The 14,660-nt window shown below is 59.4% G+C and carries 12 protein-coding genes; 5 read left to right on the top strand and 7 right to left on the bottom strand.

Annotated elements, in window-relative coordinates:
* The first annotated feature begins 393 nt into the window (after window positions 1-393).
* From helR to ACP3TE_RS15555, 5 genes are all read left to right on the top strand, one after another.
* Entirely contained in the window at window positions 394-2,553 is a 2,160-nt protein-coding gene (gene helR / locus ACP3TE_RS15575) for an RNA polymerase recycling motor ATPase HelR (protein WP_426734142.1), read from the top strand.
* 30 nt (window positions 2,554-2,583) lie between these two features.
* The gene (locus ACP3TE_RS15570; protein WP_105658483.1) at window positions 2,584-3,831 is read left to right on the top strand and encodes a sensor histidine kinase; all 1,248 of its coding nucleotides are present in this window, start codon (window positions 2,584-2,586) and stop codon (window positions 3,829-3,831) included.
* A complete protein-coding gene (locus ACP3TE_RS15565; RefSeq protein ID WP_426734140.1) occupies window positions 3,828-4,445 on the top strand; it encodes a response regulator in 618 nt (205 codons plus the stop codon). Before ACP3TE_RS15570 ends, ACP3TE_RS15565 begins: the two co-directional genes overlap by 4 nt.
* A gap of 112 nt (window positions 4,446-4,557) precedes the next feature.
* Window positions 4,558-6,660, top strand: a complete 2,103-nt coding sequence (locus ACP3TE_RS15560) for an MMPL family transporter (RefSeq protein ID WP_426734137.1) — start codon at window positions 4,558-4,560, stop codon at window positions 6,658-6,660.
* Window positions 6,653-7,096: a DUF2871 domain-containing protein gene (locus ACP3TE_RS15555; RefSeq protein ID WP_388022208.1), complete on the top strand. Its 444-nt coding sequence runs from the start codon at window positions 6,653-6,655 to the stop codon at window positions 7,094-7,096. Before ACP3TE_RS15560 ends, ACP3TE_RS15555 begins: the two co-directional genes overlap by 8 nt.
* Window positions 7,097-7,229: 133 nt before the next feature.
* On the opposite strand, the gene ACP3TE_RS15550 is transcribed toward ACP3TE_RS15555, so the two are convergent.
* The 7 genes from ACP3TE_RS15550 to ACP3TE_RS15520 all read right to left on the bottom strand — a co-directional run bounded on the left by ACP3TE_RS15550 (window position 7,230) and on the right by ACP3TE_RS15520 (window position 14,660).
* Window positions 7,230-8,207: an exonuclease domain-containing protein gene (locus ACP3TE_RS15550; protein WP_426734134.1), complete on the bottom strand. Its 978-nt coding sequence runs from the start codon at window positions 8,205-8,207 to the stop codon at window positions 7,230-7,232.
* Window positions 8,208-8,464: 257 nt separating this feature from the next.
* Window positions 8,465-9,919: an FAD-dependent oxidoreductase gene (locus tag ACP3TE_RS15545; RefSeq protein WP_105658478.1), complete on the bottom strand. Its 1,455-nt coding sequence runs from the start codon at window positions 9,917-9,919 to the stop codon at window positions 8,465-8,467.
* Window positions 9,920-9,936: 17 nt separating this feature from the next.
* On the bottom strand, window positions 9,937-10,716 hold the full coding sequence (gene cobA, locus ACP3TE_RS15540; RefSeq protein WP_105658477.1) for a uroporphyrinogen-III C-methyltransferase: 780 nt from the start codon (window positions 10,714-10,716) through the stop codon (window positions 9,937-9,939).
* Window positions 10,709-11,566 (bottom strand): ABC transporter permease, encoded by an 858-nt coding sequence (locus tag ACP3TE_RS15535; protein WP_426734132.1) that lies wholly within the window; start codon window positions 11,564-11,566, stop codon window positions 10,709-10,711. Before ACP3TE_RS15535 ends, cobA begins: the two co-directional genes overlap by 8 nt.
* Window positions 11,538-12,281 (bottom strand): ABC transporter ATP-binding protein, encoded by a 744-nt coding sequence (locus ACP3TE_RS15530; RefSeq protein ID WP_105658475.1) that lies wholly within the window; start codon window positions 12,279-12,281, stop codon window positions 11,538-11,540. The genes ACP3TE_RS15535 and ACP3TE_RS15530 overlap by 29 nt, the downstream gene beginning before the upstream one ends.
* Window positions 12,281-13,378 carry an ABC transporter substrate-binding protein gene (locus tag ACP3TE_RS15525; RefSeq protein WP_105658474.1) on the bottom strand — a complete coding sequence of 366 codons (1,098 nt, stop codon included), beginning with the start codon at window positions 13,376-13,378 and terminating at the stop codon, window positions 12,281-12,283. The genes ACP3TE_RS15530 and ACP3TE_RS15525 overlap by 1 nt, the downstream gene beginning before the upstream one ends.
* Window positions 13,365-14,660 (bottom strand): sulfate adenylyltransferase subunit 1, encoded by a 1,296-nt coding sequence (locus tag ACP3TE_RS15520; protein WP_105658473.1) that lies wholly within the window; start codon window positions 14,658-14,660, stop codon window positions 13,365-13,367. The genes ACP3TE_RS15525 and ACP3TE_RS15520 overlap by 14 nt, the downstream gene beginning before the upstream one ends.

The following is a 14,660-nucleotide window of genomic DNA, read 5'->3' as shown; positions in this document are numbered from 1 at the left end:
TCCTTGCCTACGAGGACGGCACGAATGCCGCGGTACCACCCCGCTTATCCCCCGCCGCAATGATGGGGAATCGCTTATCTTCAGCTGTGACGGGCTGGTCCCGTTCGGTTCTACTTGGCGTTCATGATGCTCGCGGTTCTTCCGAAGACTCACCGGTGATAGCCGGATCAAAGTCGCAGTCCTTATATCCTACCGCGTGATGCCCCAGCTGAAAATTCCCGGCAGCCTTCGAAATGCAAGTGAGCGCAGGCTCACAGTGCGCAGCTGGAAAACCGAAAACGCCATTCCCTGCATTTTCAGGATAGCGCGCCCAGGGGGCCTTGCCGCAAGGCCCCGCATAGGGTCCATAATCAATATCTTCCCCACGAGAACTAGCCAGACCAGGGAGCCCGCGTGCCTACCAAAATCGCAAACACCAGCTATTTCGATGCCATCGAGCACAGTCCAGCACCGGAGAACTCGGCCGAGATTGGCGAGGACCAGCAACGGCTCTGCGAAATTGCCAAACGGGTTGGGCAGCTTCGATCCGAAATCATGGAGCGCATTGCCCGACGAGGACAAGACCAGGCCGGCGTGCTGCAGCAATCCCTTGAACGCGATGTTGAACTCAGCGAATTAGCACAGCGGCTGCGCCAGCTGGACCGCATGGGTCCCTACGCCTGCTTAGGCTTCATGGAAATAGCCGGGACCGGCGAGCGCCTATACATTGGCCGCAGTGGCTTGAGCGACGACCAGGGCAAGCAGCTGCTGCTTGATTGGCGAGCCCCGGCAGCAGAACCATTCTTCGCCGCCACCCATGAGAAGGACCATGGGTTGGCCATGAGACGCCGCTACCGTTGGCGCCGGCAACGCATCTGCGACTATTGGGATGAAGTGTTTGATTCCTCCCAGCTGGCTTCCCACGCCCGCCTGGATGACCACTCTTCATTTCTCGCTTCACTTGGCAGCAAGCGTTCACCAAAAATGCAGGACGTGCTCGCAACCATCCAGTCGGACCAGGACGCGATCATCCGGAGAAGCTCGCAAGGCGCGCTGGTGGTTGATGGCGGGCCGGGTACCGGCAAGACGGTGGTCGCCCTGCATCGAGCCGCCTATTTGCTGCATGCGGACCCACGGCTTCAACGCCAGGGTGGCAAGGTTTTGGTGGTAAGCCCGCACGAGGCCTATAGCTCCTATGTCGCTGACATTCTTCCGAATCTCGGCGAGGACGAGGTGCTCATTTCAACACTTTCAAGCATAGTTTCGATTGGCGATGATTTGCCCTCGGAACCGGATCACGGAGTCCACCGCATTAAATCCAGCCTGGCAATGCTGGATGCAGTCAAGAGGGCCGTGCAGGTCTTTGAAGAGTCTCCCTCCGTTGACGTTCAAATCGACTTTGGGGAAGCTCAAGCCACTCTGACAACGCAGCTGTGGCGCACTGCGGTCACCATGATTGGCGAAGCAACGCCGCACAATGAAGCACGCATCGAATTGCGTGATGCCCTCATTGATCAATTGCTCCCCCAAGCCCTCAGAGGCGAAGACACGAAACCACTGCCGCGCTCGGAGTGGGAGAGAAATCCAGCACTGAATGGGTTGCTCGATGAGCACTGGCCTGTCCTGGATCCATGCAAGCTGCTGCGGGCGCTCTATTCAACCCCGGAGCTGCTCCGCTACAGCGGCAGAGACCTTGGCAACGAAGAGATCGAAAAGCTACTGGCAAGTTCGGCTTCTGGCCGATGGACCACGTCGGATATTCCGCTGATTGACCTTGCGCGCTTTCTCATTGGCGACCCGCACAGCGAAGCGAAACGTCGTGATGAACAGTTCAGAGTGCACGCCGAGCGTACTCGATGGAAAAACGTCGTTGATGATCTGATGGACTCGGTTGACGACAGCGAGGATCTGGCATCCCAGCTCATCCACCACGATCTCCAGGAGCAGCTTCTCGCCGGAGCTCCGGAGAACAATTTGGCCTCGCTCAATTACGACGGACCCTTTTCGCATGTCATCATCGATGAAGCCCAGGACCTGACCGATGCGCAATGGGCAATGATCCAACGCCGTTGCCCATCAGGGAGCCTGACGATTGTGGGCGATAGGGCCCAGGCCGTTCACGGCTTCAACACGACATGGGAACAGCGTTTGGCCAGGATTGGCATTCGCGGCATCTCCGTATCCCGCTTGCGGGTCAACTACCGCAGCACGGCACAGATCATGGAAGCAGCCGCAGAACAGATCCAGGCACAGATGCCCGAGGCGAACGTGCCGCGATCATTGCGCACGGATGGTGCACCGGTGCGTTATGCCCGCCTGACCGAACTGGAATTAATACTCGATGATTGGCTAGGCGAAAATGCCGAGGGCACGGCGGCAGTTATCGGGGCCTCTGGCTTCCACAACTCTGGCAGGGTCCGCTTTCTTTCGCCAGAGAACGCCAAGGGCCTGGAATTCGATCTGGTGCTCGTCTGCCAGCCACGCTCCTTCGGCACCGGATTAAGCGGAGCCGTGCGCAGATACGTGGCCATGACCAGAGCGACAGCTCAACTGGTAATACTTGCCGATCAATAACCGGCAGCAGCCTTTAGTAGGCTGGCATTCATGAGTACTTCCGAGCCGCAGTGGTTGGACACCCAGAATCAGCAGCACTCGTTGGCCTCGCCAGTGGTGCTGCGCTGGGGGCAGCACCTGGTGACGGCAATCCTGCTTGCCATCGCGTTGCTGCGACAGATTTCAGCGCAAGGAAATGTCCTGCCCGCGATCCTCGTCTCGGTACTCTTCGCCACTTGGTACAGCCTCGGCTTCGTTTCCCGTGCCAAGAAAGGAGTCTTCGCCAAGCCCGCGTGGTGGTTGGCGCTGCTGCTAGGGATCTGGATTGCAAGCCTCTTCGTTTCCGCTGAATTCATGTGGTTGGCCTTCAGCCTTTGGCTTCTCCTGGGCCACCAGCTGCCATTTCTTCCCTCAATATTGTGGTCAGTGGTCGTCTACGCCTTTACTTTGCTCGCTCCTTACCTGCACAATGCCGAGCTCAGCATTGCCGCCATTGCCGGCCCCTTGGTTGGCGGGCTATTCGCCTGGGGCATCTCCCGCGGATACCTGCAGATGGAACGCGATGCCGAAGTGCGCACATCCTTGGTGAATTCCCTGGTGCGAGCCCAGCAGGAAATGGCAGACCTGCAAGGAGAATTGGCCCGTTCCCAGCATGAGGCTGGCATTGCCACCGAACGCACCCGTCTGGCCCGCGAAATCCACGACACCGTGGCCCAGCAGCTCTCCTCCATCGGATTGCATGCCAAGGCGGCAGAAGCCTCCAAAGACCCAGAGTCTGCCTCGGCGGCCCTGAGCCGCATCGATGAGCTTTCCGGGCAGGCGCTGACCGATTTGCGTCGCATCATCGCCGCCCTGGCTCCGGCAGAACTCGATTCCCAGGCGCTCGCCGGAGCCTTGGGCCGCGTCTTGGAGAATTTCAAGGCCGATTCGAAGTTGGAGACCCGATTGGATATCGAACCGGGGCTGCCCACTTTGGATCCGAATGTGCAGATCGCGCTGCTGCGCACCACCCAATCCGCCCTGTCCAACGTGCTGCGCCATGCCCAGGCCTCCACGGTGGCGCTCAGCCTGGGGTCCAGCGGCGACGAGGTACGTTTGGATATTGTCGATGACGGCATCGGCTTCGTTCCCAATACTGGTCGCGTGCAAACCAGTACGCACACCGGAGGCTTCGGCCTGACCGCAATGAACCAGCGCCTGCGCGAACTCGGCGGCGGTTTGGATGTCGAGAGCTCACCCGGTGAAGGCACCGCCCTGTGCGCCCACCTTCCGCTTCGCTTAGCAAAGGACAACTCATGATCCGGATCCTGCTGGTCGACGACCACCCCATCGTGCGGACCGGCCTGCGCGCGCTGTTCGAGAACTACGACGACATCGTTGTCATTGGCGAGGTTTCCAGCGGCGAGGAAGCGGTGGAATTCGTCAAGGCCAACACCGTCGATGTGGTGCTCTGCGACTTGCGCTTGGGTGCCGGGATGAACGGTGCACAAACCACCGCGGCGATCCGCCAACTGGCCAAACCGCCTTATGTGCTGATCCTGACCACCTTCGACAAGGACTCAGAGCTGCTCGCTTGCATCGAAGCTGGAGCTGCCGGCTACCTGCTCAAGGATGTCAGTGCCCAGACCATCGTCGAGTCCATCCGCCAAGCCTCCGCCGGGCACATGGTCCTGGCCCCGGAGATGACCCAGCGCGTTGTCGAGGGCATGCGCCGTCCCAAAATCGAGCTCACCAAGCGCGAAAAGGACGTATTGGCCCAACTGTCTACCGGTGCCGGCAACAAGCAGATCGCCAAGGCCCTGTTCGTCTCGGAGGCGACGGTCAAAACCCACCTGGTCCACATTTTCGACAAGCTCCAAGCAACCACGCGTACCGACGCGATCAACAAGGCCAAAGACCACGGACTGCTGTAGCTGATCAACAGAATCCCGGTGACACGCCGGGGTGCATCTCAACCTTTCGGTTGAAGTTTTATTCACCCCTTTCCACGATGGCCTGACCTGCGAAATCTCGTTAACTGGAACTATGAAAGTTCCAGTTATCCCCCGGATCGGCGATTCGCTGACCAACCGCCGCGGAGCCCGCATTTGGGCCGCCGGCATCTTTGCAGTAGTTCTCGTTCTCTTTGGTGCGCTGAGCAGCATCCAAGCCCCAACCCGTGCGGCCAGCTCCCTGGTCGAAGGCTCCGAATCGGCACAGGTCGCCGAAATCCTGGATGCCAACACCAGCGATTCCCAGAGCTCGGCTTTGCTGGTGGCCAACCGCACCGATGGCCATGCGTTGAGCAATGCCGACACCGCTGCCCTTGATGAGCAGACCGCGGCGCTAGCCCACGACGCGGAGGTGTCCGCCGGCCGCACCATGGCCAGCGAAGACCAGCAGGCAGCCATGGTTCCGCTCACCTGGGATACGGTCTCCGATACGGCCGACCGCCAGAAGCTGGATGAGGTCCGCAACTGGATCCAGGCCCATCCCATTCAGAGGCTGGCCGTGCAGGTCACTGGTTCTACCGCCTTCGCAGTAGATATCACCAATGCCTTCGCCGGGGCGGACTTCACCCTGATGGCCGTCACGGTGGGCATCGTGGCAGTCTTGCTGATCCTCACCTACCGTTCGCCGGTACTCTGGCTGATCCCGCTGGTCGTTGTTGCCCTCGCCGATCGCAGCGCCTCCCTGGTGGCGAACCTGCTGGGCAACGCCTTCAATCTGCACTTCGACTCCGGCGTGCTCAGCGTGCTGGTCTTCGGCGCCGGTACCAACTACGCCTTGCTGCTGATCTTCCGTTACCGCGATGAACTGCAGAAGAATGCTGATCACCGCCAGGCGCTGTCCAAGGCGTGGGCGGCCAGCTTCGAAGCGATTCTGACCTCCAACCTCACCGTAGTGCTGGCCCTGCTGACCTTGGGACTGGCCGTCATGGAAGATACCCGCGGGCTGGGCATCGTCTGCGCCGCTGGCTTGCTGATCGCTGCGTTCTTCGTGCTCTTTGCGCTGCCACCGATCCTGGCCTTTGCCGGGCGCAAGGCGTTCTGGCCGCTGGTCCCCCGTCCGGGACAGGAAAGCAAGAAAGAAAACTTCTTCGGACGTGCTGCTCGTGCTGTGATGACCCGTCCGGGCCTGAACTTGGCAGCATTGGCGGTCTTGCTCATGGTGCTGGCTGGAGCGTTGACCGGTACGCGTATCGGCCTGGACCAGACCCAGCAGTTCCGTACCGCCACCGAGTCTTCCAGTGCCATGCAGACCCTGGCTGAGCACTTCCCCGCAGGTGAAACCCAGCCGATCACCGTGTTGGCGCAGGGAACCGATGTCCAGGTCCTGCGAGATGAATTCTCCGGAGTCGAAAACGTCAAGCGTGTTGGCGAATCCTTCCAGCTCGGCACCACGCCATGGCAGCAGTTCTCTGTCATCTCGGCTGTCGATCCCAGCTCGGCCATGGCACAGGACCTGGTAGCGGACCTGCGCGGTGCTGCGGCAACCGGCAGCACCGGGCAGGTGCTCATTGGCGGGCAGAGCGCCGAACAGCTTGATTCGCACCAGATGCACCTGCGCGACCTGTTCGTGATTGCCCCGCTGATCATGGTCATCTGCTTCGTGATGCTCGGCTGGCTGACCCGTTCCTGGCGAACCGCACTTGCCTTGGGTCTGGTGAATTTGCTCAGCGCGGCCGCCGCCGTCGGCTTGGGTTCCCTGGTTTCCTCGGTGGTCTTCGAGGCCAACGCCTTGGATGTCCAGGTGCCGCTGCTGGCCTTCGTCTTCTTGGTCGCCTTGGGCGTGGACTACACCATCTTCTTGACCCAGCGAGTTCGCCAAGACTCGCAGGTGCTGGCGCTGGGCGACGCAGTGGTACTGGCCGCAAGCCGCACCGGTTCGGTGATCACCAGTGCCGGGCTCGTGCTGGCAGGTGTCTTCGCGGCACTGGCAACACTGCCGCTCACGGTATTAGGCCAGCTCGGCCTGATCGTCGGACTCGGCGTCCTGCTGGACACCTTCGTCGTTCGCACCCTGCTGCTCCCGGCGCTGTTCGCAGTCCTGGACTCAGGCAAGCATCCACTCTTCGGCACAACTTCCTCCGCTGCAGAAGCAACTGCAGAACCAACCGTTCAGAAAGAAAACAAAATCAATGCGTAAGCTCGTGAATTTCTCCTTCGCCTACATGGTCCTCGGTGTAGCTTCCGGTCTTTTCTACCGTGAATTCACCAAGATGAACGGCTTCGCTGAAGGCCAGTGGACCCAGCTCTCCGTAGTCCACACCCACCTGCTGGTGCTGGGCTTCATCATCTTGCTGCTGGTGCTCCTTCTGGAAAAGGCCTTCGGCCTGAGCCAGCACCGCAAGCTCTTCGCGTGGTTCATGGGCACCTACAACGCGGGCGTGATCCTAACCGCGGGCATGCAGCTCACCCACGGCATCATGACCGTACTAGGCGTTGAGTCATCCAAGATGATCTCGGGCATCGCGGGTCTTGGCCACATGTCGATCACCGCAGGCATGATCTTGCTGTTCATCATGCTGCGCCGCAGTGTCGGCGCCCAGAAGCCAACCCAAAAGGTTGAGCTGGCCGGCTAGCCCATCGCGCGTAGAACGTATAGAGGCGGCCCAGAGCGTAATGCGCTGGGCCATCTCTACAACTATTCGCAGATGCCTCGTTACCCGTGCGATCCACGGTATCCATTCATTGCAACGCTACGATATTTTATTTCTACGACCCCGTTGAGGAATTAGGAAGCAGGACTTCGACACCATCAAGTTGAGTTCCATCGAGACACCGTAAGAAATCATCTTCTGTCATGACTTCTATCGATTGCCCTCTATCTTGAAGTTCGAACGCCTTGCGAGCTTTTCCTGTCAGTTCGGATCCAGGACGGAGAACTGTCGGATCAATATCGCCGATGACTAAAACGTTGGTTCGTTTAGTTGTGTTTGCTTCGGGAATCGCACCAAGACGGGCGCATTCTTGCCTGGCTACTTCACGCGGCATCGATTTCAGTCCCCCAGTAAAGACCACGACACGTCCGTATAGATATCCGTCCGGATCCGCTTCGGTATTAATCTCGACATCGGTCAATGGCTTAGATGTTGATTTGGCACGAGCTTGCCCTCCCCGGTAAATCCCGGGAGCCATGTACCCTAGTCGGACGCCAACAGTGTCGGCTAATTCTTGAAGGTCAGCGGCCGCATGCTGCTCTGAAAGCCTGTCGATAATATTTACCACTGCTCTGGCATCAGCCAACGCGTCGTGATGATTCTTCATCGACAATCCCAGCGCTTCGACGACGTAAGGAAGCCGATATGAAGGAAGTTGCAAGGCCCTTCGGGCAGTCACCAATGTGCACAAGAAGTTGAATTCCGGGCATTCAATGGTGTCAGCTGCACAGGCATAACGGATAACGCCCGTATCGAATGCAGCATTGTGCGAGACGAGAATATCGCCTCTAACAAAATCTACGATGCGTGGTAGAACTTCGTTCCAGCGAGGCGCGTCTTGAACCATGTCAGAGGTGATTCCGTGGATTGAGACATTCCACGGGTCGAAGTGATCGGCACCTTTTGGTGGCTTAATTAACCAATGACGTTCCTCCACGGTCCGTCCATCGCGGACGCGTACAAGTCCCACTGAACATGGTGACCCTCGAAAGGAATTCGCAGTTTCGAAATCAATGGCAGTGAAGTTCAACATCGAATGCTCCATACACTCAAATAATCTTTGCTCCGTTAAGGCCATTCTGCATCAAGCGAGAGACAAAATGAGCATATTTAGTTGAAAATTAAATTTCTGCCCAAGATGGCATGTCCCTCCAGATCCGTGATGAAGCCCAGCTTATCCACTGATCGATAGAGTTCCTGAATGCACTTCTGATAACACTAATGGGCGGTGTCCCTCGGCAAATTTGCCGAGGGACACCGCCCATTCAGTGCTAGAGCCCGGGGTGAAACTTACAGGCTCTCAACCAATTTTTTTGCCGAAGAGAATTCCATCATCGCTTCGCGCTCTACGACCTTGACGCGGTCGCGAGTGATCTCGCCGAAGCGAGTCGAAACGGTGCCGGCTGTGGCGCCCAGTTCCTTCTCGTGCGCGTCCAAGTTCTTCCAGCCATCCCAGTTGGAGAAGTTCACGCCGCGGCTTTCGAGCAGTTCCGAGATCTTCTGGGAAGAATCCGGCTGCGCCAGCTTAGTGAGGTCTTCAAGCAAGTGGGTAATGGTCTCCAGGGCGTCGCCCTTAGTGTGGCCAATCAGCCCAATCGGGCCACGCTTGATCCAGCCAGTGGCATACAGGCCGGGAACGTGAGCGCCGGACGCGTTCAGCACGCGGCCTTCCACGTTGGGCAAAACGCCCTTGGCCCCGTCGTATTCAATGTCGTCGACTGCCGAACCGAAGTAGCCGACGGCACGGTAGATGGCCTGCAGCGGGTACTCGACGAATTCGCCGGTGCCGCGTGCGCCGCCATTTCCGTCGAGCTCGTTGCGCTCCACCTTCAAGCCGGTGACCTTGCCATCTTCGCCCAATACCTCGACTGGCGACTGCAGGAAGTGCAGGTGCAGGCGGCGCGAGGCGCTTGGAGCTTCTTCGCGCTCTTCCTGCTCGATCAGCCAGTTGGTCAGGGTGGAGACCATGGTCTTGGTCTGGTTATTGGTCTTCATGGCTTCATCCGAAGCCTTGTCGAACTCGAAGTCCTCTGGATACAGGACGATGTCAACGTCCTTGGAGTGCGAGAGTTCGCGCAGTTCCAGCGGGGTGAACTTCACCTGGGCCGGGCCACGGCGGCCGAAGACATGCACGTCGGTGACGGCCGAGTCATTCAGCTGCTCGTAGATGTGCTCAGGGATTTCGGTTTCCAGCAGCTGGTCAGCATGCTTGGAAAGGATGCGGGCCACGTCCAGGGCAACGTTGCCGTTGCCGATGACAGCAACTTCCTTGGCGGACAGGTCCCAATTCTTGTCAACATCTGGGTGTGCGTCATACCAGGACACGAAGTCGGCGCCGCCGAAGGACCCTTCAAGATCGACACCTGGGATGTTCAGGTCAGCGTCCTTCTGGGCGCCGGTGGAGATGATCACTGCGTCGTAACGGGTATGCAGGTCTTCCAGCGAGATGTCGCGGCCCAAGCCGACGTTGCCGTAGAAGTCGATCCAGTCGTTGTCCAGCACCTTGTGCAGGGCGTTGATGATGCCCTTGATACGCGGGTGATCCGGGGAAACTCCGTAACGGATCAGACCGAATGGCGTAGGAAGCTCGTCAAAGAGATCAACGTGCAGCTTCAGTTCTCCCGATGCGACCGGCTGGCTCTTGTTGAGCAGGTCAGCGGCGTAGATGCCGGCCGGACCGGCACCAACGATGGCAACACGCAGCGCCCGGGAATGGAGGTGCTCAGGGACGATAATTTCACTCATCAAACAACTTCTCTTTCTTAGTCAACGAATGAGGCCGGCGCGGTGGCATCGGCATTCTCTAGCGGCAGGAGGTCTACCAGTTGGTCGGAGGCTTCCGGGGCTAGCCGAACGACGTCACCAATAACGATAACGGCCGGATTCGCCACTGCGGCCTTGCGGGCGCGCTTTACTATCCCTTCTAGCGTACCGATAGTTGTGCGCTGCGTCTGTGAGTAACCTCGCTCAACTATCGCAATCGGTGTACTTGACGGTAAACCACGGGTAAGCAATGTCTCAACAATTTGTGGCAAATTCGATACTCCCATCAGCACCGCAAGGGTGTGATCGGAGCGGATCGGCACGTCCGCGAGTTCGCTGTGTCCACTGACTACGGTAAAACCGGCCGCAATTCCCCGGTGCGTGACGGGAATGCCAGCGGCCATGGGCACGGAGACTGCACTGGTAATGCCGGGAATCACACGCGTAGGGATCCCGTATTTCGCGGCGTGGAGCAGTTCTTCGCCGCCGCGTCCAAGTACAAACGGGTCGCCACCTTTGAGGCGAACTACCCGCTTACCTTCTGAAGCGTACTTGACCAGTAATTCATTGGTTTCATCCTGGGTTTTGACGTGGCAGCCTGGTGACTTGCCCACATCGATGACAACCACATCATCGGAAAGTTCTGCCAGCAACGCGGTAGGTCCCAGCTTGTCGGCCAAAACCACTTCCGCGGCAAGCAGGGCCTTATAGCCGGCGATGGTAATCAGCTCGGGATCCCCCGGTCCACCGCCAATCAGGGTGATATGCCCTTTAGCCATTGTTTTCTCCCGTTCGGGTCATTCCTCGATCGCGCAACAGCTTGCGTTCAATCGGAGCGAAAAATACCAATTCGATCAGCACACCCACCAGCAGGATGGTCAAGATCACCAGCATGACCAATGGCAGGTCTGCCAGATCGCGGCCCCGTTGCAGCAGTGAACCGACGCCTAGGGCCAGCGAACCGCCCACGGCAATCAATTCGGCAGCCATCAACGAACGCCAAGCGAAAGCCCAGCCCTGACGCAGTCCGGCTACATACCCTGGCATGGCAGCTGGCAGCTCAACGTGCAGCACATGCTCCCATTTGGAGGCACCGAGCACCTTGGACAAGGACTTGTACTGCGCTGGAATCATGTCGATCCCGGCGAGCAGGCCATTGATGATGGATGGAATCGCGCCGAGCAGCAGAACCGTGTAGATGGTCGCATCGCTCAGGCCAAAAAGAATGATGGCTGCGGGAACCCACGCAATAGAGGGCAATACCTGCATGGCCGATACCAGTGGCCCCACCCCCTTGCGCAACAGCGGCTGATGCGCCAGCAGCAACGCCAGCGGGGTGGAAATAATCACGGCAATCGCAAATCCGCTCACGGCGCGGAACAACGAATTGCCCACGGCCGCAACCAATGATCCATCTGCCAGCAGTTGCGGAAGCTTAGCCGCGACAGCCAGTGGACCGGGAAAAAGGTCTTCGCGCAGTGGGCTTGCCCAGGAAATAATTTGCCACAGGCTCAGAAGCACAACCACAGTGAGCAAGGGGGCAACCCATGAATCGAGCTGGTTGTTCGGGCGTAGCTTGATAACGCGCACGGGTTTGAACCTAGTTCGAGATTCTGTCAGTGAGCTCATGTTTCCGCTGCTCCTTTCTGAGAATCGTGGTTAGTTCATCGGCCAATGCGGCGGCCTCGGCCGGGTTATTGCGGAGTTCGCCGGTGATCCGGCGAGTCTCCAGGATGCGCCCGGGGTGCGAAGAAAGCACCAGAATGCGGCCGGAGAGGCGAATCGCCTCACGCACATTGTGGGTGACGAAGATGATGGTCTTGCCCGTTTGCCTCCACAAGGCCCGCAACTGCTCATGGAGCATGTCACGCGTGATGGCGTCCAGGGCGGCAAATGGCTCATCCATCAACAGAACCTGGCGGTCCTGAGCCAAAGCCCTGGCCAAAGCGACGCGTTGGCGCATGCCGCCAGAAAGTTCATGCGGCTTCTTGCCGCTTGCATGCCCCAGCTGAACGAGGTTGAGCAGTTTCTCCACGCGTTGCTGGCGTTCCGGAGCTGGCTTCCCCGCGAGCTTGAGCGCCAGGTCAACGTTCTCGCTGGCAGTCAGCCACGGCAGGAGGTTGGCATCCTGGAACATGAATGCCGCGCCGTCTTCAGGTACTTCAAGCCAGCCGGAGCTTGGCGCCAGTAGCCCAGCGATCATGTTGAGCAAGGACGACTTGCCGCAGCCTGAGGCCCCCAAGACAGCGATAAACTCTCCGTCTTCAATTTCTGCACTGAGGCGATCTATGACCAAGCCAGTGCCTGGATAGCTCAGGGAAACTTCATTCAGCCGTACTCCCATTACTTCTCCTGCTGTTCAAGAAAACGCGTATCCACGAGTCCGTCTGCGTTACCGCCAGACCCCACTCCTACGGCTAATGCGTGGTCCACGAGTGACTGGTAGGTTTCAGGCAGGGGGTCCTCGCTGAAGTGCACCTGCTTCAAGGCTTCAGCGATCACTGATTCGTCAAAGGAACTTCCGTTGGCTTCGACCAAAGCTTTCTGCACTGCCGCCAACTTCTGTTTTTCGTCCGCATGATTGAGCCAATCGATGGCTTGGGTATTTGCATCGACCAGCTTCTGCACGGTTTGCGGATGGCTAGCCATGAATTCCTTGGAGACCACCAGAACCGTTGTCGGGAACTTGCCGTCGGGCCAGAGCTCGGCTTCATTCACCAAGCGGTGTCCCCCGTTCTTCTCGACTAGCAATGAAGCGTAGGGCTCCGGGAGCCAAGCACCGTCAATTTCACCGCGGCCGAAAAGCTGTGCGACGGTTCCATTGGAGCTCGGGGTCACTGTGGCGTCCTGTTTCAAGCCCAGGCCCTTCAGGTAGCTGCGCAAGGCAACATCCTGGGTTCCGCCGAATTGCGGGCTGGCCAGATTGCTGCCGGCCAGTTCCTCGGGCTTAGTGATCTTCTTGTCGACAACCAGGCTGGCTCCGCCGTAGGCGACGCCGGACACCACGTTCAACGACTCGCCATCGCTGGACAGGTAGCTGTTCAACGCCGGGTTTGGCCCCAGATATGCGGCGTCGATGGCCCCCGAGTTCAAGGCTTCTACAGCTGCCGGTCCCGCGTTGAATATCTGGCTTTGGACACTGGTACCGTCTTCTTCAAGGTGATCTTGGAGAAGACCTTCGGACTGGGCGATCAAGGCCGGAGCATGGGTGAGGTTGGCGAAATAGCCAATCTTCAGCTCATCTGCCGGGCCGTGATGTGCCGCCTGCGCTGGTACTTCATTTGGTCCCGGAAGAAACGTCGTCGCCACAGCAACTGCGCTCAATGCTCCGACCGCCGCCAGCCCGAGGAAGCGTCCTCGGAAGCCGGTCTTCTGCCCATGAGCCGTCAGCCGGACCCGCCCTTGGTTTCCTGTTGGCTGGCCAACATCAGGCTGCTTCATTATTTTCCTCGATGATCCCCGCCGCAAGGGTGCGCCCCGTAGCTGGATCGATTAGCAGGAAGCTTCCGCCAGTGCGCGAGGTGGCGTACTGCTCGATGGCCAACGCTGCCTGGCTGCGCAAGGTGATCCGGCCCAGGTCGTTGAGCTCCAAGGAGTGGGCGGGCTGCTGCGAATAGTCGGCCACGTTGATGACGTAGTCGATGGTTGACAGCTTGGCTGCGGCGACCTTGGTACCGTGCTTGATCAACAGCCGTTGGCCGCTAGTGAGCTTCACTGGATCCAATACGCAGATGTTCGCCTGGAACTCCCTGTGCGCGGTTGGCAGTTCGCCGGCGACGATGGTGTCGCCGCGGGCAATATCCAAGTCGGTCTCCAGCTCGACAACGATGGCTTCGCCGGCCTGGGCGCGGTGCGCGGTACCAGCAGGGGTGCTGATGGCCTTGATCCGGCTGCTCACCGGCTGGCCGTTGGAGAGCACCTGCACGGACTCCCCCACGGCCAAGCTGCCGTCAACCAGGGTTCCGGCATATCCGCGGTAGTCGCGGTACGCGTCCGGGTCCAGGCCTGGAGCCAAGGCGCCCTGCGGGCGGATCACGTACTGGACATCCAGACGGGCAGTGCCCCCGCCGAGCCGTGGCTCGATGTCCTCGAGCAGCCCGAGCAAGGTCGGGCCGGCATACCAGTGCGCGGAAGCCGAAGGATCGACGATGTTATCTCCCTGAAGCGCGGAGACCGGGATGACGGTGGTTGACTTCAGGCCGAGTTCTCCGGCGAGCGCGAGTACTTCGGCCTCGATCTGGCTGAAGGCCGCTTCGTCCCAGTCGATCAGGTCCATCTTGTTCACGGCGATGACCAGTTGCGGAACCCGCAGCAAGGCGAGCACGCCAAGGTGGCGCCGGGTCTGCTCCAGCACGCCGTGCCTCGCGTCAACCAGCACGATCGCCGCGTCTGCGGTCGACGCGCCGGTGACGGTGTTGCGGGTGTACTGCACGTGTCCGGGGCAATCGGCCAAGATGAAGGACCGCTTGTCGGTGGAGAAGTAGCGGTAGGCCACGTCGATGGTGATGCCCTGCTCGCGTTCGGCGCGCAGCCCGTCGGTGACCAGCGCGAGGTCCAGGGTTCCGGCGCTGCCGCCGAAGCCGCGTTCGGCGCTGGTACGGGCCAGGTCATCGAGCGAGTCGGCGAGGATGGCCTTGGCGTCATGGAGCAGGCGGCCCACGAGAGTGGACTTGCCGTCGTCGACCGAACCGGCGGTAGCGATGCGCAATAGTGTGGTGGTCAT

The organism is Glutamicibacter sp. 2E12 (assembly GCF_050030965.1).
In the GTDB taxonomy this organism is placed as follows: domain Bacteria; phylum Actinomycetota; class Actinomycetes; order Actinomycetales; family Micrococcaceae; genus Glutamicibacter.
Note: the sequence above shows the minus strand (reverse complement) of the source record. Positions and strands in the feature narration are given on the sequence as shown.